The 22,808-nt window shown below is 68.3% G+C and carries 21 protein-coding genes and 1 tRNA gene; 21 read left to right on the top strand and 1 reads right to left on the bottom strand.

Features of this window, described 5'->3' with window-relative positions; translation table 11 throughout:
* The first annotated feature begins 86 nt into the window (after positions 1-86).
* The 21 genes from rpoZ (at position 87) to PTQ19_RS07625 (ending at position 22,096) form a co-directional block, all read left to right on the top strand.
* Positions 87-341 (top strand): DNA-directed RNA polymerase subunit omega, encoded by a 255-nt coding sequence (gene rpoZ / locus PTQ19_RS07725; RefSeq protein ID WP_179410807.1) that lies wholly within the window; start codon positions 87-89, stop codon positions 339-341.
* A gap of 105 nt (positions 342-446) precedes the next feature.
* A complete protein-coding gene (gene metK, locus PTQ19_RS07720; protein WP_179410808.1) occupies positions 447-1,643 on the top strand; it encodes a methionine adenosyltransferase in 1,197 nt (398 codons plus the stop codon).
* Positions 1,644-1,716: 73 nt separating this feature from the next.
* Positions 1,717-3,660, top strand: a complete 1,944-nt coding sequence (locus PTQ19_RS07715; protein ID WP_274369055.1) for a primosomal protein N' — start codon at positions 1,717-1,719, stop codon at positions 3,658-3,660.
* Positions 3,661-3,685: 25 nt separating this feature from the next.
* The gene (fmt, locus tag PTQ19_RS07710) at positions 3,686-4,609 is read left to right on the top strand and encodes a methionyl-tRNA formyltransferase (protein ID WP_274366929.1); all 924 of its coding nucleotides are present in this window, start codon (positions 3,686-3,688) and stop codon (positions 4,607-4,609) included.
* Positions 4,606-6,024 (top strand): RsmB/NOP family class I SAM-dependent RNA methyltransferase, encoded by a 1,419-nt coding sequence (locus PTQ19_RS07705; protein ID WP_274366928.1) that lies wholly within the window; start codon positions 4,606-4,608, stop codon positions 6,022-6,024. Before fmt ends, PTQ19_RS07705 begins: the two co-directional genes overlap by 4 nt.
* A gap of 1 nt (position 6,025) precedes the next feature.
* On the top strand, positions 6,026-6,706 hold the full coding sequence (gene rpe / locus PTQ19_RS07700; RefSeq protein ID WP_274366927.1) for a ribulose-phosphate 3-epimerase: 681 nt from the start codon (positions 6,026-6,028) through the stop codon (positions 6,704-6,706).
* Positions 6,703-6,966: a phosphoribosyl-ATP diphosphatase gene (locus PTQ19_RS07695; RefSeq protein WP_179410813.1), complete on the top strand. Its 264-nt coding sequence runs from the start codon at positions 6,703-6,705 to the stop codon at positions 6,964-6,966. The genes rpe and PTQ19_RS07695 overlap by 4 nt, the downstream gene beginning before the upstream one ends.
* A 39-nt stretch (positions 6,967-7,005) precedes the next feature.
* Entirely contained in the window at positions 7,006-7,848 is an 843-nt protein-coding gene (gene hisG / locus PTQ19_RS07690) for an ATP phosphoribosyltransferase (protein WP_206549863.1), read from the top strand.
* Positions 7,848-8,642, top strand: a complete 795-nt coding sequence (gene hisF / locus PTQ19_RS07685) for an imidazole glycerol phosphate synthase subunit HisF (protein WP_274366926.1) — start codon at positions 7,848-7,850, stop codon at positions 8,640-8,642. Before hisG ends, hisF begins: the two co-directional genes overlap by 1 nt.
* A complete protein-coding gene (hisI, locus tag PTQ19_RS07680; protein ID WP_274366925.1) occupies positions 8,639-8,995 on the top strand; it encodes a phosphoribosyl-AMP cyclohydrolase in 357 nt (118 codons plus the stop codon). The genes hisF and hisI overlap by 4 nt, the downstream gene beginning before the upstream one ends.
* Positions 8,992-9,585 (top strand): Trp biosynthesis-associated membrane protein, encoded by a 594-nt coding sequence (locus tag PTQ19_RS07675; protein WP_206820519.1) that lies wholly within the window; start codon positions 8,992-8,994, stop codon positions 9,583-9,585. The genes hisI and PTQ19_RS07675 overlap by 4 nt, the downstream gene beginning before the upstream one ends.
* Positions 9,586-9,621: 36 nt before the next feature.
* Positions 9,622-9,852 (top strand): HGxxPAAW family protein, encoded by a 231-nt coding sequence (locus tag PTQ19_RS07670; protein WP_179410818.1) that lies wholly within the window; start codon positions 9,622-9,624, stop codon positions 9,850-9,852.
* A 2-nt stretch (positions 9,853-9,854) separates the two neighbouring features.
* Positions 9,855-10,658: an indole-3-glycerol phosphate synthase TrpC gene (trpC, locus tag PTQ19_RS07665; protein ID WP_274369054.1), complete on the top strand. Its 804-nt coding sequence runs from the start codon at positions 9,855-9,857 to the stop codon at positions 10,656-10,658.
* Positions 10,655-11,866: a tryptophan synthase subunit beta gene (gene trpB / locus PTQ19_RS07660; RefSeq protein ID WP_179410819.1), complete on the top strand. Its 1,212-nt coding sequence runs from the start codon at positions 10,655-10,657 to the stop codon at positions 11,864-11,866. The genes trpC and trpB overlap by 4 nt, the downstream gene beginning before the upstream one ends.
* Positions 11,860-12,654, top strand: a complete 795-nt coding sequence (trpA, locus tag PTQ19_RS07655) for a tryptophan synthase subunit alpha (protein WP_179411853.1) — start codon at positions 11,860-11,862, stop codon at positions 12,652-12,654. The genes trpB and trpA overlap by 7 nt, the downstream gene beginning before the upstream one ends.
* A gap of 10 nt (positions 12,655-12,664) precedes the next feature.
* Complete coding sequence (lgt, locus tag PTQ19_RS07650) at positions 12,665-13,636, top strand: prolipoprotein diacylglyceryl transferase (RefSeq protein ID WP_206549867.1); 972 nt, start codon at positions 12,665-12,667, stop codon at positions 13,634-13,636.
* 129 nt (positions 13,637-13,765) lie between these two features.
* Positions 13,766-18,328: a glutamate synthase large subunit gene (gltB, locus tag PTQ19_RS07645; protein ID WP_274366924.1), complete on the top strand. Its 4,563-nt coding sequence runs from the start codon at positions 13,766-13,768 to the stop codon at positions 18,326-18,328.
* Positions 18,321-19,787, top strand: coding sequence for a glutamate synthase subunit beta (locus PTQ19_RS07640; protein ID WP_179410822.1), 1,467 nt, complete (start codon positions 18,321-18,323; stop codon positions 19,785-19,787). The genes gltB and PTQ19_RS07640 overlap by 8 nt, the downstream gene beginning before the upstream one ends.
* Positions 19,788-19,844: 57 nt before the next feature.
* Positions 19,845-21,293: a pyruvate kinase gene (gene pyk / locus PTQ19_RS07635; RefSeq protein ID WP_179410823.1), complete on the top strand. Its 1,449-nt coding sequence runs from the start codon at positions 19,845-19,847 to the stop codon at positions 21,291-21,293.
* Positions 21,294-21,355: 62 nt separating this feature from the next.
* Positions 21,356-21,436 (top strand) — tRNA-Leu (locus tag PTQ19_RS07630).
* A 39-nt stretch (positions 21,437-21,475) separates the two neighbouring features.
* Positions 21,476-22,096: an ANTAR domain-containing response regulator gene (locus tag PTQ19_RS07625; RefSeq protein ID WP_179410824.1), complete on the top strand. Its 621-nt coding sequence runs from the start codon at positions 21,476-21,478 to the stop codon at positions 22,094-22,096.
* Between the two features lie 292 nt (positions 22,097-22,388).
* Here the strand turns inward: PTQ19_RS07625 and PTQ19_RS07620 are convergent, their stop codons facing one another.
* On the bottom strand, positions 22,389-22,790 hold the full coding sequence (locus tag PTQ19_RS07620) for a hotdog fold thioesterase (RefSeq protein ID WP_179411854.1): 402 nt from the start codon (positions 22,788-22,790) through the stop codon (positions 22,389-22,391).
* Positions 22,791-22,808 lie beyond the last annotated feature (18 nt).

Here is a 22,808-nt window from a genome sequence, read left to right as displayed (position 1 = left end):
TTCTGTCCCGTACGGAGCGCGCGCTCCCACCGATTTTCGCGACACGTCGTCATCTGATGCATCGTCGCCTGACCAGGAGGTCCACCATGGCCGGAACCAACCAGGGCATCATCGACCCGCCCATCGACAACCTGCTCGAGCGCGTCGAGTCGAAGTACGAGCTCGTGATCTACGCATCCAAGCGGGCGCGCCAGATCAACGACTACTACTCCGACCTGCACGAGGGCAACCTGTTCGACAACGTCGGCCCGCTGGTCGACTCGTCGGTCGAGGACAAGCCGCTGACCATCGCGCTGCACGAGATCAACGAAGACAAGCTTCGCATCCGTCACGCCGAGTGACGTGCACACCGTAAGCCGCCGACATCCGCATGCGGATGTCGGCGGCTTCATGCACACTGGCTTCGGGCCGAGAACGGCCCCGCACGAAACCGATCTGGAGCACCGATGAGCGCGTTGCGTCTGTTCACGTCCGAGTCCGTCACCGAGGGGCATCCCGACAAGATCTGCGATCAGATCTCGGACAGCATCCTCGACGGACTGCTGGCCGTCGACCGCGGATCGCGTGTCGCGGTCGAGACGCTGGTCACCACGGGGCTGGTCCACGTGGCCGGTGAGATCCGCACAGAGGGGTATGTCGATATCCCCACGATCGTGCGCGACGTGGTCAACCGCATCGGCTACACCTCCAGCGACACCGGTTTCGACGGGTCATCGTGCGGCGTGAGCATCTCGGTGGGGGAGCAGTCCACCGACATCGCGCAGGGCGTCGACCAGGCCAGCGAACACCGTGACGGCAGCTCGACCGACCCGCGCGATCTGCTCGGCGCGGGCGACCAGGGCATCATGTTCGGCTACGCGACCGACGAGACGCCGCAGCTCATGCCGATGGCGGCGTGGACGGCACACCGGATCGCGGAGCGGCTGACCGAGGTGCGCCGGTCGGGGGAACTGGCCTTCCTGCGTCCCGACGGCAAGACTCAGGTGACTCTGGGCTACGACGGCCTCGTGCCCAAGACGATCGACGCGGTCGTGCTGTCGACGCAGCACCACCCCGACATCTCGCAGGAAGAGCTGCGCGGCCTGGTACGCGAACGCGTCATCGACCCGGTCCTCGAGCAGACGGGGCTCGACCTGGCATCCGACCTCAAGTACTACATCAACCCGGCCGGACCTTTCGTGATCGGCGGCCCGAAGGGCGACGCCGGTCTCACCGGCCGCAAGATCATCATCGACACCTACGGCGGCGCCGCCCGGCACGGCGGTGGCGCGTTCAGCGGCAAGGACCCGTCGAAGGTCGACCGATCGGGCGCCTACGCCATGCGCTGGGTAGCCAAGAACGTCGTCGCGGCCGGTCTCGCGGCGCGGGCCGAGGTGCAGGTCGCCTACGCGATCGGCGTCGCGCGACCCGTCGGTCTGTACGTCGAGACGTTCGGCACCGGCAGCGTCGACGACGAGACGATCACCCGCGCGATCCGTGAGGTCTTCGACCTGCGTCCGCAGGCGATCATCGAAGAACTCGACCTGCTGCGCCCGATCTACGCACAGACCGCGGCCTACGGCCACTTCGGACGTGAGCTGCCGGACTTCACCTGGGAGCGCACCGACCGGGCGGACGAGCTGCGCCGCGCCGCCGGCGTCTGAGAGCGGCGGGGCCGTGACGGCCGAAGCCGCTTCCGCGGAGCCCGAGGCGGACGACGTCGAACCGGTGGCGACAGTGCCTACCGGGCGGCGGCGCATCGCGCGGGTGCTGATCGACTCGCCGCTCCCGCAACTGGACCGGCTGTTCGACTACGCGATGCCCGAGGGTCTCGGTGATGTCGAGCCGGGGGTTCGGATCAAGGCGCCGCTGCGCACTGCTGGTCGGGTCGTGGACGGCCTGATCGTCGAGATCGACGAGGAGCCCGACCCCTCGCGCACCCTCTCCGAGATCGAGAGCATCGTCTCATCGACGGTCGTGATGCCCGATCCGCTCTACCGGCTCGCTAGACGTGTCGCGGACCGCGCCGCGGGCAGCGCCTCCGATGTGCTGCGGTTGGCGATCCCCAAACGCCAGGTGCGGGTGGAGAAGTCCTGGACACCCGTCGCCGCCCCACCCGAGGTACCCGCCGAGGCGGTATCAGATGCGGAGGCCGTCGTGGCCCGCTACGACGGCTTGGCAGAGGTGCTCGCCGAGCGCCGCCGCGCCGCCGTCGAGGCGATCCCCGTGCAGAACGGTATGACGCCCGGGTGGGCCGAGATGATCGCCGCGTCGGCCACGATCGAACTGGCCGCGGGGCGCTCCAGCATCCTGATCGTCCCGGATTACCGCGACCAGGAGGTGCTGCTCGCCGCGCTGGCCACGATGGTGCCGGACGACGCAGTCGCGCGGTACGACGCCCGCCAGAGCAATCCCGAGCGCTACCGTTCGTTCCTGCGCACCCTCGACGAGGCGCCGTGCGTCGTCATCGGCAATCGCTCCGCGGTGTACGCGCCGGTGCAGGCGGGACTCGTGGCGATCTGGGACGACGGCGACCCGTTGCTCGGTGAGCCGTTGGCGCCGTACGTCCATTCCCGCGATGCCGCGCTGGTGCGGCAAGAGCAGGAGGGCAGTGCGCTGCTGCTGGTCGGGCACACGCGCTCCACCGATGCGCAGCGTCTTGTCGCCGGCGGCTGGATGCATGAGGTGACGGCCGTGCGAAGGGTGCTTCCGCAGGTACGGTTGAGCACCCCGCAGGAGCTGGAGCAGGGCGGCCGTCGTGTGCCGTCGAGCGCCTTCGGCGCGGCGCGCGCCGCGACGGGCGAGGGGCCTGTGCTGGTGCAGGTGGCGCGCCCCGGCTTCTCGCCGAGCCTGGTATGCGGTACCTGCCGCGCGCCGGCGCGTTGCACGCACTGCGGTGGTCCATTGGGGGCGCGAAGGCGTGGCGCTGTGCCGGTGTGCGGGTGGTGCGGCCGTTCTGCGCACTCGTGGCGCTGCGGTCACTGCGACTCCGATCAGGTGCGGCTCGCCTCGTCGGGCACCGAACGCACCGCCGATGAGCTCGGGCGCGCCTTCCCCGGCGTACGTGTGATCGTCTCGGACGGTGCCCACCCCGTGCAGCACGTGGATGCCAAGCCGGCCCTGGTCGTCGCTACTCGAGGCGCCGAGCCGATCGCCGACGGCGGATACCGCGCAGTGATCCTGCTCGACGGGTCGCGAATGCTGCAGGCACCAGAGCTGCGCATCGGAGAGTCCTGCCTGCGCTGGTGGTGCAATGCGGCTGCTCTTGCCGCCCCCGGCGCTCCGGTGCACCTGGTGGGTGTGGACGGCCCCGTCGCCCGAGCCTTGGCCACCTGGACGCCGGCCGCATACGCACGTGGCGAACTCGAGGCCCGGGCACCGCTGCATATGCCGCCGACGGCACGCGTGGCGCAGATCGACGGGCTGCCGGCCGCGGTGCGCGCAGCGCTCGACGCCCTTGCCGAGCTCGATATCCGTGGTGAAGCGGTGCTCGGTCCGGTGCCCATCGGCGACGAGGGGAAGGTGCGCGCGCTGGTGCGCTTCAGCTATGCGGCGGGTCAGGCCGTCGCGACCCGACTGCGCGCCACCGTGATCGCGCAGGCAGCGCAGAGCCGCCGAGGGCGGGGGCGTGTACGGGCGCCACTGACGGTGCACCTGGATATCCTCGAACCAGACATCTGATCGAAACACCCTCCGGAGAACCTTCATGCGCCTCGTCTTCGCCGGCACACCCGCCGTCGCGGTGCCCACGCTTCGCGCTCTCGCCGCGCAGCACGACATCCTCGGGGTCGTCACCCGCCCCGATGCCCCCCTCGGCCGCAAGCGCGTGCTGACGCCGTCGCCGGTCGCCGAGGCCGCCGACGAGCTCGGGTTGCCGGTGATCAAGGCGGCACGACTCGATGCCGAGGTCACTGCGCAGATCTCCGCGCTCGACGCCGAACTCGGCGTGATCGTCGCCTACGGCGGCATCGTGCGCGAGCCGCTGCTGTCGACGCCGGCCCAGGGCTGGATCAACCTGCACTTCTCACTGCTGCCGCGGTGGCGCGGCGCCGCACCGGTACAGCGAGCGCTGATCGCCGGCGACACCGAGATCGGCGTGAGTGTGTTCCGCCTCGTGCCGGCGCTCGACGCCGGCGACGTGTTCGCGATGCGCGCGGTCGACATTCCCGCCGACGCGACCGCCGACGTCGCACTGGACGTGCTCGCCATCGACGGCGCCGACCTCACCCGCACGGTCGTCGCTGACATCGCGGCCGGCACCGCCGTGGCGACACCGCAGGCCGGAGACGAGACCCTCGCCCCGAAGCTCGGTCTTGAGGACGGCCTGCTCGACTGGCACCAGCCGGTCGACATCATCTACGCCCGCTACCGGGGCGTCACACCCGAACCGGGGGCGCACACGACCTTTGACGGGGGCCGGCTCAAGATCTTGGCCGCCGCGCCGGCAGCATCCGACGCCCCGCGCCTGGCGCCGGGGGAGCTGGGCGGAACCAAGACCGCCGTGCTGATCGGTACCGCGAGCACACCGCTCGAGGTGACCCGAGTGCAGCCCGCCGGGCGCGGGGCGATGAACGCCGCGGACTGGTGGCGCGGCCTTCGTGATCACGATGGATTGCGGGTGGGATCATGAGCCGCACGCGCATCCAGCCGGCCCGCTGGGTCGCCTACGACGTGATCCGCGCTGTCACCGAAGACGACGCGTACGCCAACCTGCTGCTGCCGAAGCTCATCGCCGAAGCACGCCTGAACACCCAGGACGCCGCGCTGGCGACCGAGCTCGCGTACGGCACGCTTCGCCGTCGCGGCACCTACGACGCGATCATCGCGGATGCCGCTGGCCGCCCGGTCAGCGAGATCGATCCCGCTGTGCTCGACGCGCTGCGCCTCGGCGCGCACCAGCTGCTGGCGACCAGAGTAGCCCCGCACGCCGCCGTCAACGAGTCGGTGAATCTCGTCGCAGCGGAAGTCGGGCGCGGGGCGTCCGGTTTCGCCAACGCCGTGCTGCGCCGGATCGGACGAGACGACGCCGACACCTGGCAGGAACGCATCGAGGCGGGAGCACGATCCGACGACGAGCGGCTCGCGCTGCGCACCGCGCACCCGGTGTGGGTGATCCGGGCTCTGCGTCGCGCGCTGGCGTCCGAGGGCCGCGACGGCGAGCTCGACGCGCTGCTCGAATCCGACAACCTCTCGCCCGAGGTGACCCTCGTCGCGCTCCCGGGGCTCGCCGAACCCGGTGAGCCGCGCCGTCCCTACGCGGCGACCGCGTATGGCTCGCCCGGAGGAGACCCGAGAGAGGCGATCGCGCACGCCGACGGGCTGATCCGTGTGCAAGACGAGGGCTCGCAGCTCGTCGCACTCGCGCTGGCCGGGGCCGCCCCCGTGCGCGAAGGGGAGCGCTGGCTCGATCTGTGCGCCGGGCCGGGCGGAAAGACCGCGCTGCTGGGCGCGCTCGCACACCAGCACGGTGCAGCACTCGAAGCCAATGAGGTCGTGCCGACACGTGCAGGATTGGTGCGCAACGCCGTACGGCCGCTGCCGATCCCGATCCGCGTGCACACCCAGGACGGACGGGCGTTCGCCGCGCAGCACCCCGCTGCATTCGACCGGATCCTCGTTGACGCACCCTGTACCGGGCTCGGCGCGCTGCGCCGCCGCCCCGAGGCCCGTTGGCGGAAGTCGCCGTCCGACGTACCCGAGCTCGTCGCGCTGCAGACGCAGCTGCTGGATGCCGCTGCCGACGCCCTGGCGCCGGGAGGAATCGTGGCGTATGCGACCTGCTCACCGCACCTCGCCGAGACCACCGGAGTCGTCTCGGAGGTGCTGCACCGGCGCGACGACCTCGTCGAACTCGACGCCCGTGCGGTGATCACCGGCATGTCGCAGTCGCCGATCGACCTCGCCGCTCGTGGCACGGACGAGCCTGGGGCGCTCAGCGCCCAGCTCTGGCCGCACCGCCACGGGACCGACGCCATGTTCGTCGCGCTGCTGCAGCGCGTCCCGACCACGAACGGCGCCGACTCGGGCGCAGAAGGAGACGAGTGACATGAGCCTGCCCCGTGCGCCGCGTATCAACCCCAGCATCCTCGCCGCCGACTTCGTGAACATGCAGGCTGAGCTCGCGCGGATCGCCACCGCCGATTACGCGCACGTCGATGTCATGGACAACCACTTCGTGCCGAACCTCACGTTCGGGCCGCAGATGGTCGAGCGCATCCAGCAGACCAGCCCGATTCCGCTGGACGTGCACCTCATGATCACCGACCCCGACCGGTGGGCGCCCGGATACGCCGAACTGGGTGCGGCCAGTGTGACCTTCCACCTCGAGGCCGCGGCGGACCCGATAGCGCTGGCACGGAGGCTGCGATCGATCGGCGCCCGTGCAGGCGTGGCGATCAAACCGGGTACGGCCGGCGACGCCCTGTACGACATGCTCGACGAGTTCGATCAGATCCTGGTGATGACCGTCGAGCCCGGCTTCGGCGGCCAGGGGTTCATGCCCGAGACCATGCCGAAGCTGCGCGCGTTGCGGGCCGAGGCACAGCGGCGCGGATCCGACGTCTGGCTACAGGTCGACGGCGGGATCTCGGATGCGACGATCGCGCAGGCCGCCGAGGCGGGTGCCGACACGTTCGTCGCAGGCTCGGCCGTGTACGGTGCCGACGACGTCGCGGCGGCCGTCACGGGTCTCCGAGAGCGTGCGCGAGAGGCTAGCCTGGGACTGTGAAGACTTTCGACGAACTGTTCGCCGAGCTCAGCGCCACCGCGCTCACCCGGCCCGAGGGATCGGGCACCGTCGCACAGTTGGATCGCGGCGTGCATGCCATCGGCAAGAAGATCGTCGAAGAGGCCGCTGAGGTGTGGATGGCCGCTGAGTACGAATCGAACGAGAATGCGGCCGAGGAGATCTCGCAGCTGCTGTACCACCTGCAGGTGATGATGCTGGCCAAGGGACTGACCCTTAAGGACGTCTACCGACATCTGTGAGCCGCCCCGCTCAGAGACCGATCGATCCGAAAGACACCCATGCTGCGCATTGCCGTTCCGAACAAGGGCTCGCTCTCCGAGACCGCTGCTGACATGCTCGCCGAGGCGGGCTACGTCGGACGCCGCGACCCCAAGACCCTGCACGTGATCGACGCCGACAGCGACGTCGAGTTCTTCTACCTGCGTCCCCGCGACATCGCCACGTATGTGGCATCCGGTGCTCTCGACGTGGGCATCACCGGGCGCGACCTGCTGCTCGACGTGCGTCAGGACGACGCACGCGAGATCGAGCAACTCGGCTTCGCCCGCTCGACGTTCCGTTTCGCGGCGCCTCCCGGCCGATTCCGCACGATCGAGGATCTCGAAGGCGTCCGTGTCGCCTCGGCCTACCCGGGCCTGGTCGACGATTTCCTGCGTCGGCATGGCGTTCAGGCCGAACTCGTGCCGCTCGACGGCGCGGTGGAATCGGCGGTCCGACTCGGCGTGGCGGATGTCATCGCCGATGTCGTCGAGACCGGAACCACCCTGCGTCAGGCGGGCCTGGAGATTTTCGGACCCGTGATCATCGAGTCCGAGGCCGTGCTGATCAGCCGCCCCGGCGATGCACCCGGCACCGACCGGCTGCTGCGACGCCTGCGCGGCGTGATGGTGGCGCGCCAGTTCGTGCTGCTCGATTACGACCTGCCCGCCCACCTCGTCGACCAGGCAGTCGCGATCGCCGGTGGTCGCGAATCGCCGACCATCTCCCCGTTGCGCGATCCCGAGTGGGTCGCCGTGCGCGTCATGATCCCCCGCAAGGGCATGAATCAGGTGATGGACGACCTCTACGCCCTCGGCGCACGCGCGATCCTGGTCACCGCCATCCACGCGGCGAGGCTCTGATGGCACTCGCGGCACGCGTCATCCCGTGCCTGGACGTGGCAGCCGGTCGCGTCGTCAAGGGCGTCAACTTCCAGAACCTGCGCGACATGGGTGACCCGGTCGAGCTCGCGGCGCACTATGCGCTGCAGGGCGCGGACGAGATCACCTTCCTTGACGTGACGGCCACCGTGGATGCCCGCGCGACGACCTACGACATCGTGCAGCGCACCGCCGAGCACGTGTTCGTGCCGCTGACCGTCGGCGGGGGAGTGCGCGAGGTCGAGGACGTCGCGCGCCTGCTCGGCGTCGGTGCCGACAAAGTCGGTGTGAACTCGGCCGCCATCGCCCGTCCCGCGCTCATCGGCGAGATCGCCGATCGCTTCGGTGCCCAGGTACTGGTGCTCTCGCTCGATGTGAAGCGCTCCGCTGCGACGCCGTCCGGATTTGCCGTCACGACGCATGGTGGCCGCACCGAGACATCATTGGATGCCCTCGCCTGGGCACGCGAGGCCATCGAGCGTGGCGCCGGCGAACTTCTGGTCAACTCGATCGACGCCGACGGGACGAAGGACGGGTTCGACCTGGAACTCGTGCGTCTGATGCGCGAGGTCTCGTCGGTTCCGGTGATCGCCTCCGGCGGAGCCGGCAACGTCTCGCACTTCGCGCCCGCGATCGACGCCGGGGCGGATGCTGTCCTCGCGGCCAGCGTGTTCCACACCGGCCAGCTGACGGTCGGTGATGTCAAGGCAGCGCTGAAGGCATCCGGCGTCACGATCCGTGAGATTGCCCCGGGCGATCGAGACGGTGTGCGATGACCGACCCGAATGAAGCGCGCATCGCCGACATCACGTGGAACGATGCGGGGTTGGCCCCGGTGATCGTGCAGCAGTACGACACGCGGGAGGTGCTGATGCTCGCGTGGATGAACGCTGAGGCCTTGCGCCGCACCCTCGCGGAAGGACGGGCCGTGTATTGGTCGCGCTCCCGCCAGGAGTACTGGCGCAAGGGCGACACGTCGGGCAATACTCAGCGCGTCCATGCCGTCGCCACGGACTGCGACGGCGACACGCTTCTGCTCACCGTCGATCAGCATGGCCCCGCCTGCCACACCGGCAGCCGTACGTGCTTCGATGATCGAGAGTTCGATCTGGCAGGGGAGGAGCGATGAAGCGTCGCGCAAGAATGCTCTCCGTCCTGACGATCCTGCTCGCCGGTGCGATCGGAATCGTCTCTTCGACGCAGACCTGGTTGGTCGTCGAACGCTCGGATGCTGTCGAGCCGCTGCTGATCGCCGGCGCCGATGCGTTGACGCTGCTCGCGCCGCTCTCGCTGGCGGTGCTGGCGCTCGGAGCTGTGCTCGCCATCGCCGGCCCCGTACTGCGGTACGTGCTCGGAGTTCTCACCATCGCAGCCTCGGGCGTGTTGCTCGCGGGCACGGCGACGCTGCTCGTCGGTCCACCGCTGAGCGTGGCAGCGGATGCTGTCGCCGAGGCGACCGGATTGAGCGGGGACTCCGCGCTCTACACGATCGTCGCGAAGATCGAACCCACCGGCTGGCCCGCGATCGCGCTGGCAGCCTGGGTGCTTCTGCTGCTGGCATCCGTCTTCGTGTTGTTCACGGCGCGCGGCTGGGCGTCGGGCGGTCGCCGGTACCGCGCCGCTTCCGAAGCGAAGCACCACGATGACGGACCGCTGGACGCGATCGATTCCTGGGACGAGCTGTCCCAGGGAACCGACCCGACCGACGCAGCCCGATAGACTGAATCGAATTCCCCTAGCCTCCCGGAGGAGAACATGACCAACCCGATCGCCGACCCCGGACACGGACACTCGCCTGCTGCGTGGACGGCCGTCGTGATCATGCTGCTCGGCTTCACCGCCGGAGCCGTCTTCTTCTGCCTCGACATGCCCGTCGCCGTCATGGTGAGTGGTGGCATCATCGTCGCTGGACTGATCGTCGGCTGGGTGATGGCCAAGGCAGGCTGGGGCGTGAAGGGCCCGAAGTACACACCGAAGGCACACTGATGGTGCTCGCCGACCTCACGGCCGGCGCGGTGCAGGACGCCGAGCGGCGCGCGCTGTCGCGACCGCTCTCTGTCGTGGAGCGCGATGCCGCACAGCGGTCGGCCGCACGGGATGCCCGCGCCGCCCTCGCGCCCACAGACCACGTCAAGATCATCGCCGAGGTCAAGCGTGCGAGCCCCTCCCGCGGTGCGCTGGCCGAGATCGCCGATCCCGCGCTGCAGGCTTCGCTCTACGAGCAGGGCGGCGCCTCGGCGATCAGCGTTCTGACCGAGGAACGTCGCTTCGGTGGCAGCCTCGCCGATCTCGAAGCCGTTACCGCTCGCGTGTCGCTGCCGGTGCTGCGCAAGGACTTCATCGCGACGCCGTATCAGGTGTTCGAGGCACGCGCCGCCGGCGCAGATCTCGCACTGTTGATCGTCGCCGGTCTGGAACGCAAGACCCTCTTCGAACTGCACGAGCTGATCCTTCAGCTCGGCATGACGCCGCTGGTCGAAACCCACTCGGCTGAGGAGCTCGAGGTCGCCATCGATCTGGGCGCCGATCTGATCGGCGTCAACGCGCGCAACCTGCACACGCTCGAGCTGGACCGCGATCTGTTCGGACGCCTCGCCGACCGCATCCCCGACTCCGCGGTCAAGATCGCGGAGTCTGCGGTGCTCACCCCCGAGGATGTCACCCGGTACCGCGAGGCCGGCGCCGACGTGGTGCTGATCGGTGAAGCACTTGTGACCGGCGACGCCGTCGCGACGCTGCAGAGTTTCCTGGCCGCGGGAGCGGCCCCCACCGCACGAGGAGGCGCACGGTGAGCCTGCGCGATCAGCACGGACCGTTCTTCGGTGAGTTCGGCGGGCGGTTCATGCCCGAATCGCTCATCGCGGCCATCGACGAACTCACCGCGGCGTACGAGGATGCCCTCGCCGACCCGCAGTTCCGCGCGGAGCTGGCAGCCCTGCTGCATTCGTACGCGGGGCGTCCGTCGCCGATCACCGAGGTGCCCCGATTCGCCGAGCACGCCGGCGGCGCGCGTGTCTTCCTCAAGCGCGAAGACCTCAACCACACCGGGTCGCACAAGATCAACAACGTGCTGGGTCAGGCTCTGCTGACCAAGCGACTGGGCAAGACCCGGGTGATCGCCGAGACCGGCGCGGGCCAGCATGGCGTCGCCACGGCCACCGCCGCGGCGCTGTTCGGACTGGACTGCACGATCTACATGGGTGAGGTCGACACCGAACGCCAGGCTCTGAACGTGGCCCGGATGCGCCTTCTCGGTGCCGAGGTCATTCCGGTCACGACCGGGTCGCGCACCCTGAAGGACGCAATCAACGACGCGTACCGCGACTGGGTCGCCAGCGTCGAGACGACCAACTACATCTTCGGCACCGCGGCGGGTCCGCACCCGTTCCCGGCGATGGTGCGCGACTTCCAGAAGGTCATCGGCGAAGAAGCACGCGAGCAGCTGCTCGACGAGGCCGGCCGACTTCCGGACGCCGTCGTCGCGTGCGTCGGCGGAGGCTCCAATGCGATCGGCATGTTCGATGCGTTCCTCGACGACGCCGACGTCCGTCTGTACGGCGTCGAGGCGGCGGGCGACGGCGTCGATACCGATCGCCACGCGGCCTCGATCGAACGGGGACGCCCCGGCGTGCTGCACGGTGCGAAGACCTACGTGCTGCAGGACGAGGACGGCCAGACCATCGAGTCGCACTCGATCTCGGCCGGACTCGACTACCCGGGTGTCGGGCCGGAGCACGCATGGCTCAGTGATATCGGACGCGCCGAGTACATCCCGGCGACCGACGACGAGGCGATGCAGGCGTTGCGCCTGCTCAGCCGCACCGAGGGCATCATCCCCGCGATCGAGTCGGCGCATGCGCTGGCCGCAGCCCTGCGACTGGGCCGCGAGCTCGGCACGGACGGCGTGATCGCCGTGTGCCTGTCGGGTCGCGGCGACAAGGACATGGACACCGCCGCCCGCTACTTCGATCTCTACGACCGAGAGGACGACGCATCGTGAGCCGCGTCGCAGCAGCCATCGACAAGGCGCATGCCGCCGGGCGAGGCGCATTCATCGGCTATCTGCCGATCGGATATCCCGACCTGGAGACGAGCATCCAGGCGGCTGTGACGCTGGCGCGCAACGGCGTCGACATCATCGAGATCGGTCCGCCCTACTCGGACCCGGTGATGGACGGCGAGGTCATCCAGCAAGCGACACAGCATGCTCTGGCGAACGGCTTCCGCATGCGCGACCTGTTCACCGCCGTGCAGCGGATCAGCGCCGAGACCGACGTGCCCGTGGTCGTGATGACGTACTGGAACCCCGTCATGCAGTACGGCGTCGATCGTTACGCCGACGATCTGCTCGCCGCCGGTGGTGCGGGCCTGATCACACCCGACATCACGCCCGAAGCTGCCGGCGAGTGGATCGCCGCCAGCAAGCGCACCGGTTTGGATCGGATCTTCCTCGCCGCGCCGACCTCGAGCGACGAACGTCTCGATCTTGTGCTGTCCTCGTCCACCGGCTTCGTGTACACGGTCTCAACCATGGGCATCACCGGTGAGCGCGCCGAGCTCGACCGTGCAGCCCGCACTCTCGTCGAGCGTATGCGCGCCCGCGGCGACGTGCGCGCCTGTGTGGGCATCGGCATCTCGAACGCCGACCAGATCGCCGGCGTCGTCGAGTACGCCGATGGTGCGATCGTCGGCACTGCCCTCGTCAAGGCCCTGCGCGATGGCGGTCTGGACGCCCTCGCCGAAACCACCCGAGCTCTCGCCGGCGGTACGCCGACGACGCGATACTAGGATCGTTCTCATGCCCTTCGCGCCTCTCAGCACCCTCATCACCGTGCCCGCGAGTATCCCGAGCCCGTCGGTCAGCTACCTGCAGATCGGTCCGCTGACGATTCACTTCTACGCTCTGTGCATCATCGCGGGCATCATCGTGGCCGCGCTGATCGCCAACCACCGCTTGACCAAGCGCGGTGCGGAGAAGTGGATCGTGATCGACATCGCGATCCCGGCGATCGTGCTGGGCATCATCGGTGCGCGCATCTTCCATGTGCTCACCCACCCCGATTTCTACTTCGGGCCCGGCAAGAACACCTGGAACCCGTTCGAGCAGGGATCCGTCTGGGCCATCTGGGAGGGTGGCATCGCCATCTTCGGCGCGCTGATGGGCGGCGCTGTGGGCGCCTGGCTCGGATGCCGGTGGACGGGCATCCGGTTCTGGACGTTCGCCGACGCCCTCGCACCCGGGCTTCTGCTCGCGCAGGCGATGGGGCGCTTCGGCAACTGGTTCAACCACGAACTGTTCGGATTGCCGACTGATCTGCCGTGGGGACTCGAGATCGAGTCGACCAACCCTGCCTTCCCTCCCGGTCTTGCCGAGGGAACGCTGTTCCACCCCACGTTCCTGTACGAGGTGCTGTGGAACGGTCTGGGGGTCATCGTGCTGCTGTGGGCAGGCTCGAAGCTGAAGCTGCAGTGGGGCAAGCTGTTCGCGCTCTACCTGATCTGGTACAGCGCAGGACGCATCGTCTGGGAGTCGATCCGCATCGACCCGAGTGAGGTGCTGTTCGGCCTGCGCAGCAACGTCTGGGCCGCGATCTTCGGCGTGCTCGTGGGTCTGGTCATCATGATCGTCCAGACGCGCCGTCACCCCGGTGTCGAGCCGTCGCCGTACGTGCCGGGACGAGTGCCCGCCGAGGCGGATGTAGACTCGCAGGACAATCCCTCCGACTTCGTCGACGTGAGCGAGCCTCCGGCGAAGACCGAAGTCGACTAGGAGCGATCGCCACAAGCACCGCTCCCGTCAGCGAGGACGCTCTCTGAGCGCCTCTTCACGCGAGAAATCGCACTGAACGAGCGGGCCGATGACGTCCCCGGGTTCACTGAGAACTGAGGACGGTGACTGGTGTACTTCCAGCCTCCCTACGGTGCCTCCGGCGCCTACCCCCCGAAGCAAGGGCTCTACAACCCCGCCCACGAGAAGGATGCCTGCGGCCTGGCCATGGTCGCGACACTCCGCGGGGAACCCGGCCACGACATCATCGCGTTGGCGCTCGAAGCGCTGCGCAACCTGGAACACCGCGGTGCGATCGGCTCGGATGCCGGCACCGGCGATGGTGCGGGCATCCTCACCCAGATGCCCGACGCGTTCCTCCGGGAAGTCGCTCCCTTCGAGCTCCCCGCCGCGGGCACCTACGCCGCCGGCCTCGCGTTCCTCCCTCGGGAGTCGAGCGCCCGCCGCGAGCAGAAGGCCGGCATCGAACGCATCGCCGCCGAAGAAGGACTCTCGGTTCTCGGCTGGCGAGTGGTCCCGACCGCCAATGAGCACCTCGGAAAGCTCGCCGACGAGGCGCGCCCGGCCTTCGAGCAGCTGTTCGTGGCGCTGGAGGGCACGACCGAGTCGTCGCTCGCACTGGACCGCATCGCCTACCGGTTGCGCAAGCGCGCCGGGCATGAGCTCAGCGCCTACTTCGTCTCGCTCTCCAGCCGCACGCTCGGCTACAAGGGCATGGTCACCACCCTTCAGCTGGAGCCGTTCTACCCCGATCTGCAGGACGAGCGCTTCGCGTCGGAGCTGGCGATCGTGCACTCCCGCTACTCGACCAACACCTTCCCGTCGTGGCCGCTGGCGCAGCCGCTGCGGATGCTCGCCCACAACGGAGAGATCAACACCGTCGGTGGCAACCGCAACTGGATGCGGGCCCGACAGTCGCAGCTCGAGTCGGACCTGATCGGTGAGATCCGGCCGCTCCTGCCGATCTGCACAGAGGGCGCCAGTGACTCGGCCTCGTTCGACGAGGTGCTCGAGCTGCTCACTCTCACCGGGCGCAGCCTGCCCCACGCGATCATGATGATGGTCCCCGAGGCATGGGAGAAGCAGACCTCCATGGACGCCGACCTGCGGGCGTTCTACGAGTACCACGCGAACCAGATGGAGCCGTGGGACGGTCCGGCGGCGCTGATCTTCACCGACGGGGTCCAGGTGGGCGCCACCCTCGACCGCAACGGTCTGCGGCCGGGGCGCTGGACCGAGACCACCGACGGCCTGGTGGTGATCGGCAGCGAGACCGGCGTGCTCGAGTTCGCTCCCGAGCGCATCAAGCGCCGTGGGCGTCTCAGCCCGGGCCGCATGTTCCTCGTGGATACCGCCGAAGGACGGATCGTCGAGGACGACGAGATCAAGCACGACCTGGCCACGATGCACCCTTGGCAGGAGTGGCTCGACAAGGGCGCCGTGCGCCTCGCCGACCTTCCCGAGCGGGAGCACATCGTGCATCCCGCGGCATCGATCACTCGTCGCCAGCGCACCTTCGGCTACACCGAGGAAGAGGTGCGCATCCTGCTCACCCCGATGGGGCAGAATGGCGCGGAGCCACTCGGTGCCATGGGGAGCGACGCACCGATCGCCGCTTTGAGCGACCGCCCGCGGCTGCTGTTCGATTACTTCGTGCAGCAGTTCGCGCAGGTCACGAACCCGCCGCTGGACGCCATCCGCGAAGAGGTGGTCACCAGTCTTCGTCTCGGGCTCGGCCCGGAGCGCAACCTGCTGAGCTGGGGTCCGGATCACGCGCGCACTGTGACGCTCGACTTCCCGGTGATCGACAATGACGAACTGGCGAAGATCCGGCACATCGAGAAGGCCCTGCCCGGGCACTCCAGCGCCACGATCAGGGGCTTGTACCACTTCGACGCGGGTGCCCACACGATGCAGGAGCGCCTCGACGAGATGTGCGCCGAGGCGGACGCCGCCATCGAGCGCGGAGCGGAACTGCTCATCCTCTCGGACCGCGACTCCGACAAGGACCTCGTTCCGATTCCGTCGTTGCTGATGGTCTCTGCGGTGCACCATCACCTCATCCGTCGTCAGAACCGCATGAAGGTCGGGCTGGTCGTCGAGGCGGGCGATGTACGTGAGGTGCATCACGTCGCCACGCTCATCGGATACGGGGCCTCGGCCGTGAATCCGTACCTGGCGATGGAGAGCGTCGAGCACCTGGTGCGCACCGGCTTCATCACCGGCATCACGCCCGAGAAGGCGGTGCGCAACCTGATCTACGCGCTCGGCAAGGGCGTGCTGAAGATCATGTCGAAGATGGGTATCTCGACCGTCTCGTCGTATGCCGGCGCGCAGGTGTTCGAGGCGGTGGGTCTGAGCCAGGAGTTCATCGACGCCTACTTCACCGGTACCGAGACCAAGCTCGGTGGCATCGGCATCGAAGACGTCTACGCCGAGAACCAGGCCCGACACGACTTCGCGTATCCGCAGGATCCTGCGCCGCGGGCGCATGAGCGGCTGTGGACGGGCGGCGAGTACCAGTGGCGGCGCGATGGAACGCCGCACCTGTTCAACCCCGAGACCGTCTTCCGGTTGCAGCACTCCACCCGCACCCGCCGGTACGACATCTTCCGGGAGTACACCCGCCTCGTCGACGACCAGGCAGCGGAGCTCAAGACCCTGCGGGGGCTGTTCGAACTGCGTACCGGCGAGCGCCCGCCCGTGCCGCTGGACGAGGTCGAGCCGGTGTCATCGATCGTCAAGCGCTTCTCGACCGGAGCGATGAGCTACGGCTCGATCTCGCAGGAGGCGCACGAGACGCTTGCGATCGCCATGAATCGACTGGGCGCGAAATCGAACACGGGTGAGGGCGGCGAGGATCCCGAGCGACTCGTCGACCCCGAGCGTCGAAGCGCCATCAAACAGGTCGCGTCGGGCAGGTTCGGGGTTACCAGCCAGTACCTCACCGAGGCGGACGATCTGCAGATCAAACTCGCTCAGGGCGCCAAGCCGGGGGAGGGCGGGCAACTCCCGCCGCAGAAGGTGTATCCGTGGGTGGCGCGCACTCGTCATGCCACGCCAGGGGTGGGGCTCATCTCGCCGCCGCCGCATCACGACATCTACTCGATCGAAGACCTCAAGCAGTTGATCTTCGACCTCAAGCGCGCGAACCCGAAGGCACGCATCCACACCAAGCTCGTCAGCCAGTCGGGCATCGGGGCGGTAGCGGCCGGTGTGGCGAAGGCGCTGAGCGACGTCGTGCTGGTCTCGGGTCATGACGGGGGCACGGGCGCCAGCCCGCTGAACTCGCTCAAGCACGCCGGAACACCGTGGGAGCTCGGCCTGGCAGAGACGCAGCAGACGCTGATGCTCAACGGCATGCGCGATCGGGTCATCGTCCAGGTGGACGGTCAGCTCAAGACCGGGCGCGACGTCATCATCGGTGCACTGCTGGGGGCCGAGGAGTTCGGTTTCGCGACCGCACCGCTGGTGGTCAGCGGATGCATCATGATGCGCGTGTGCCACTTGGACACCTGCCCGGTGGGGGTCGCGACGCAGAACCCGGTGCTGCGGGAGCGGTTCACGGGCAAGCCGGAGTTCGTCGTGAACTTCATGGAGTTCATCGCCGAAGAGGTGCGCGAGCTGCTCGCCGAACTCGGCTTCCGTTCGCTGGATGAGGTGATCGGGCGCGCGGACCTCTTGCGTACCGATCGCGCCCTGCGCCATTGGAAGAGCGACGGCCTCGACCTGTCGCCGATCCTGCACGGCCCGGCGTTCCCCGCCGGGGAGCCGCGCAGGAGCGGTCGCACACAGGACCACGAACTGGAGAAGCACTTCGATGTGGCGCTGATCGCACACGCGGCGGACGCATTGGATAGCGGTGAACCAGTGGTGGTCGAACTGCCCATCCGCAACACCGAGCGGGCGGTCGGCACCATGCTGGGGCACCACCTGACGGCTCGGCGCGGCGCGCACGGGCTGGCCCGCGGCACGATCGACATCACGCTGCACGGCACGGCAGGACAATCGTTGGGAGCTTTCCTGCCCCAGGGCATTGTGCTGCGGTTGGAGGGCGACGCCAACGACTACGTCGGCAAGGGCCTCTCGGGCGGAGACATCACCGTCCGACCCGCGCGCGGCGCATCGTTCGCACCGCACCACAACGTCATCGCCGGAAACGTCATCGGCTACGGCGCGACCAGCGGGACGATGTTCATCTCGGGCGTCGTCGGCGAACGGTTCCTGGTCCGCAATTCCGGAGCGACTGCTGTCGTCGAGGGCGTGGGCGACCACGCCCTGGAGTACATGACCGGCGGCACGGCGGTGATCCTCGGCGACACCGGCCGCAACCTCGGTGCGGGCATGTCGGGTGGTGTCGCGTATGTGCGCGGACTGCGCACCGCCAACGTCAACGCTGAGGCGCTCGCATCGGGCGAACTGCGGCTGGAGCCGCTGGACCGCGCCGATGTCGAGGTGCTCCGAGGGATGCTCGACGAACACGTGCAGAGCACGGGTTCGCCACTGGCGTCCGAGATCCTGGCCGAGTTCGAGCGCAGCCAGGCAGATTTCACCAAGGTGCTGCCGCGGGACTACGCGGCAGTACAGACCATGCGCCAGGAAGCGGAGGCCGCGGGGATCGACCCTGACGGCGACGCGATCTGGAACCGGATCCTGGAGGTGACCGGTGGCTGACCCCAAGGGCTTTCTGAAGACGACCGAGCGGGAGCTCCCGGCTCGCCGCCCAGTCGCGGTGCGGATCATGGACTGGAAAGAGGTCTACGAGCCGGGCGACCGGAACGTGCTCAAGCGGCAAGCCGGTCGCTGTATGGACTGCGGCGTGCCGTTCTGCCACTCCGGATGCCCGCTGGGCAACCTCATCCCGGAGTGGAACGATCTGACCTGGCGCGGGGAGGGGCGTGCGGCGATCGAACGCCTGCACGCCACAAACAACTTCCCGGAGTTCACGGGCCGGCTGTGCCCAGCGCCGTGCGAGAGCTCGTGCGTGCTCGGCATCAACCAGCCGGCGGTGACCATCAAGCAGATCGAGGTCTCGATCATCGACGAGGCCTTCGGCAACGGCTGGGTCCAGCCCCAGCCGCCGCAGCGGCTGACGGGCAAGACGGTGGCTGTTGTCGGCTCAGGCCCCGCGGGTCTGGCCGCGGCGCAGCAGCTCACGCGTGCCGGGCACACCGTCGTCGTGTTCGAGCGCGACGACCGCATCGGCGGCCTGCTGCGCTACGGCATCCCCGACTTCAAGATGGAGAAGCGCCACCTCGAGACGCGCCTGCGTCAGATGCAGGAGGAGGGCACGCGGTTCCGCGCGGGCGTCGAGATCGGCACCGACATCACCTGGGACGACCTGCGGGCACGCTACGACGCCGTTCTGGTGGCCACGGGGGCGACAGTGCCGCGTGACCTGTCGATCCCGGGGCGCGACCTCGCCGGCGTGCACTTCGCGATGGAGTACCTGGTCGAGTCCAACCGGGCGAACGCGGGGGACGACGTCTCGGATCAGATCACGGCCACCGGCAAACACGTGGTGGTCATCGGCGGCGGCGACACCGGCGCCGACTGCATCGGCACCGCGCATCGGCACGGTGCCCTCAGCGTCACCAACCTCGCCATCGGTCGCCAGCCCGGCACGGAGCGGCCTGAGAGCCAGCCCTGGCCCACCATGCCCACTCTGTTCGAAGTGCAGTCCGCGCACGAAGAGGGTGGTGAACGCACCTATCTCGCCTCTACCGTCGAGTTCCTCTCGAACGGCGCCGGGGAGGTCAGGGCAGTGCGTGTCGCCGAGACCGAGTTCGTCGACGGGCGGCGCGTACCCAAGAGCGGGACCGAGCGCGAGATCCCCGCTGACCTCGTCTTGATCGCGATGGGCTTCACCGGACCCGAGACCGCGTCGTTCCAGGGCGACAGCACGCTGCCCGTGTCCGAGCGTGGCGCGCTGCGTCGGGATGCCGACTACTCGACATCCCTGCCGGGCGTGTTCGTCGCCGGTGACGCGGGGCGCGGCCAGTCGCTGATCGTCTGGGCTATCGCGGAGGGCCGCGCGGCGGCATCCGCCATGGATCGCCACCTGATGGGCACGACCTCACTGCCGGCCCCTGTCGCTGCAACGGACGTCGCACTGAGCGTCCCACCCGCGTAGGCTGAGTGCGGCAACGTCGCCATCCTGTGTACTTTCCCTTCCAACTCTGGAGAAGATTTGAGACGCGCGAAGATCGTCGCCACCCTGGGACCCGCCACGTCGACGTATGAGACCGTCCGTGCACTGATCGACGCCGGTGTGGACGTCGCCCGGCTGAACCTCAGCCACGGCGACTACACCGTGCACGACGCGAACTACGCCAATGTCCGTCGCGCTGCCGACGATGCAGGCCGTGCGGTCGCCGTGCTCGTCGACCTGCAGGGCCCGAAGATCCGCCTCGGCAAGTTCGAGGACGGCCCCTACGAGCTCGCTGCAGGGGACATCTTCAAGATCACCACTGAGGACATCATCGGCAACCGCGAGATCTGCGGGACGACGTTCAAGGGCCTGCCGCAGGACGTCAAGCCCGGCGACTTCCTGCTGATCGATGACGGCAAGGTGCGCGTCGAGGTCGTCGAGACCGATGGCACCGTCGTGACCACCAAGGTCATCGTCGCCGGCGCGGTCTCGAACAACAAGGGCATCAACCTGCCTGGTGTCGCCGTGAACGTGCCCGCGTTGAGCGAGAAGGACGAGGACGATCTGCGCTGGGGCCTTCGCACCGGTGCGGATGTCATCGCCCTGTCGTTCGTGCGCAATGCGGCCGACGTCGATCGCGTCCACGAGATCATGGCTGAAGAGGGTGTGCGCATCCCCGTCATCGCCAAGATCGAGAAGCCGCAGGCGGTGGCAGCGCTTGAAGAGATCGTCGATGCCTTCGACGGCATCATGGTCGCCCGCGGCGACCTGGGCGTGGAGCTTCCGCTGGAGGCCGTGCCGATCGTGCAGAAGCGCGCGGTGGAGCTGGCGCGCCGCAACGCCAAGCCGGTGATCGTGGCGACACAGATGCTCGAGTCGATGATCGAGAGCCCCGTTCCGACACGCGCGGAGACCTCCGACGTGGCGAACGCCGTTCTCGACGGAGCCGACGCGGTCATGCTCTCGGGCGAGACGAGCGTGGGCGAGTACCCGGTGGTCGTCGTCGAGACGATGGCGCGCATCATCGAGTCGACCGAGGAGCACGGTCTGGAGCGCATCCAGCCCTTGACGACCAAGCCGCGCACACAGGGCGGTGCGATCACCCTCGCCGCGCTCGAGGTCGCCGAGTTCGTCGAGGCGAAGTTCCTGTGCGTGTTCACGCAGTCGGGCGACTCGGCACGCAGGCTCTCGCGTCTGCGTTCGCGCATCCCGATGCTCGCGTTCACCCCGGAGCCCGGCATCCGCCGTCGTATGGCCCTCACGTGGGGTCTGACGTCGACTCTGGTCGACGCCGTGCAGCACACCGACTCGATGTACCTGCAGGTGGACGAGTACCTGCTGCGCACGGGCCTGGCGCAGGAGGGCGACCGGGTCGTGGTGATCTCCGGTTCCCCTCCCGGAATCGTCGGTTCGACCAACGACATCCGCGTCCACAAGGTCGGGGATGCCGTCGGCGGAGCCGCACCGGTCTACAAGACCGGAGTCTGAGCGTCAGGAACGGGGCGGGGCCTGCGGGCTCCGCCCCGTTCCATGCGCTAAAGTCGATCGGGGCCGGCGTGGCGGAATGGCAGACGCGGAGCACTCAAAATGCTTTGTCGAAAGACGTGTGGGTTCGAGTCCCACCGCCGGCACAGGTGAACACTGATAATCACTCCGATAGGATTTCTTCTGTGACTGAGCAAGAACAGCCCGAGCAGCCCACGGCATCCGCTCCGCGACGCGTTGTCGTCGCCGAGGACGAGTCGCTGATCCGCCTCGACATCGTCGAGATCCTGCGTGACAACGGCTTCGATGTCGTCGGTGAGGCCGGGGACGGCGAGACTGCCGTGCAGCTTGCCACCGAGCTGCGTCCCGACCTGGTGGTCATGGATGTCAAGATGCCTCAGCTGGATGGCATCAGCGCGGCTGAGAAGCTGCACAAGGCGAACATCGCCCCCGTGGTGCTGCTGACCGCCTTCAGCCAGAAGGAACTCGTCGAGCGTGCCAGCGAGGCCGGCGCTCTGGCGTACGTGGTCAAGCCGTTCACCCCGAACGACCTGCTGCCGGCGATCGAGATCGCCCTGGCTCGTCACGAGCAGATCATCACGCTCGAGGCCGAGGTTTCCGACATGGTCGAGCGCTTCGAGACGCGCAAGCTCGTCGATCGTGCGAAGGGCCTGCTGAACGAGAAGATGGGCCTGTCCGAGCCCGAGGCGTTCCGTTGGATCCAGAAGGCGTCGATGGATCGTCGCCTCACGATGCAGGACGTCGCCAAGGCGATCATCGAGCAGCTCGCTCCCAAGAAGTCCTGATCGAACTCCACGACGGCATTCGGCTCCGTGCGCTCCAGAGGAGCGACGGGGCCGCTGTCGTTTCCGCTTATCGTCGCAACCGGCGGCACCTGGCTCCGTGGGATCCCCTGCGCGAAGAAGTGTTCTTCTCGGGTGACGAGCAGGACCGGTTGATCGCTACGGCCTGCGACGACCGGGATGCCGGGCGCCGAAGTACTTGAGAATCGCAGGGGAGTGGCAGGACCACGACCTGTTCCAGCGTATTCTCGTCGATTGACCAGCCGGGGAGGTGAGCGCGAGCGCTAGTGCCCGCTCACCCCATCGCCTTGATCATGTTGGTGATCCGGATCGTCGAGCACCGGCGCCCCTGATCGTCCGTGACGACGATCTCGTGCACGGTCATGCTACGACCGAGGTGGATCGGCGTGCACACGCCGGTGACCACGCCCGAGGTCGCCGAACGCGTGTGCGTGGCGTTGATGTCGACGCCGACAGCGAGGCGCCCGGGACCCGCGTGCAGGTTCGCTGCCATCGATCCCAGGGATTCGCCGAGAACGACGTAGGCGCCGCCGTGCAGCAGTCCTACCGGCTGCGTGTTGCCCTCGACCGGCATCGTCGCAACGCTGCGCTCGATGGAGAACTCGGTGAACTCCATGCCCATCTTCTCGGCGAGCGCACCCATTCCTCGTTGGGTCGCCCATTCCAGTCCCGACATCTCGGTGTGCTGTGTCAC

This window comes from Microbacterium esteraromaticum, assembly GCF_028747645.1.
Lineage (GTDB): Bacteria > Actinomycetota > Actinomycetes > Actinomycetales > Microbacteriaceae > Microbacterium > Microbacterium esteraromaticum_C.
Note: the sequence above shows the minus strand (reverse complement) of the source record. Positions and strands in the feature narration are given on the sequence as shown.

What these genes read in the sequence shown, in the direction of transcription:
- lgt (WP_206549867.1), top strand. Translation starts at nt 12,665, where the DNA reads ATGCCCTTCGCGCCTCTCAGCACCCTCATCACCGTGCCCGCGAGTATC.
- hisI (WP_274366925.1), top strand. Translation starts at nt 8,639, where the DNA reads ATGACCGACCCGAATGAAGCGCGCATCGCCGACATCACGTGGAACGAT.
- PTQ19_RS07705 (WP_274366928.1), top strand. Translation starts at nt 4,606, where the DNA reads ATGAGCCGCACGCGCATCCAGCCGGCCCGCTGGGTCGCCTACGACGTG.
- fmt (WP_274366929.1), top strand. Translation starts at nt 3,686, where the DNA reads ATGCGCCTCGTCTTCGCCGGCACACCCGCCGTCGCGGTGCCCACGCTT.
- PTQ19_RS07675 (WP_206820519.1), top strand. Translation starts at nt 8,992, where the DNA reads ATGAAGCGTCGCGCAAGAATGCTCTCCGTCCTGACGATCCTGCTCGCC.
- hisF (WP_274366926.1), top strand. Translation starts at nt 7,848, where the DNA reads ATGGCACTCGCGGCACGCGTCATCCCGTGCCTGGACGTGGCAGCCGGT.
- metK (WP_179410808.1), top strand. Translation starts at nt 447, where the DNA reads ATGAGCGCGTTGCGTCTGTTCACGTCCGAGTCCGTCACCGAGGGGCAT.
- PTQ19_RS07670 (WP_179410818.1), top strand. Translation starts at nt 9,622, where the DNA reads ATGACCAACCCGATCGCCGACCCCGGACACGGACACTCGCCTGCTGCG.
- rpoZ (WP_179410807.1), top strand. Translation starts at nt 87, where the DNA reads ATGGCCGGAACCAACCAGGGCATCATCGACCCGCCCATCGACAACCTG.
- PTQ19_RS07620 (WP_179411854.1), bottom strand. Translation starts at nt 22,790, where the DNA reads ATGTCGGGACTGGAATGGGCGACCCAACGAGGAATGGGTGCGCTCGCC.
- hisG (WP_206549863.1), top strand. Translation starts at nt 7,006, where the DNA reads ATGCTGCGCATTGCCGTTCCGAACAAGGGCTCGCTCTCCGAGACCGCT.
- rpe (WP_274366927.1), top strand. Translation starts at nt 6,026, where the DNA reads ATGAGCCTGCCCCGTGCGCCGCGTATCAACCCCAGCATCCTCGCCGCC.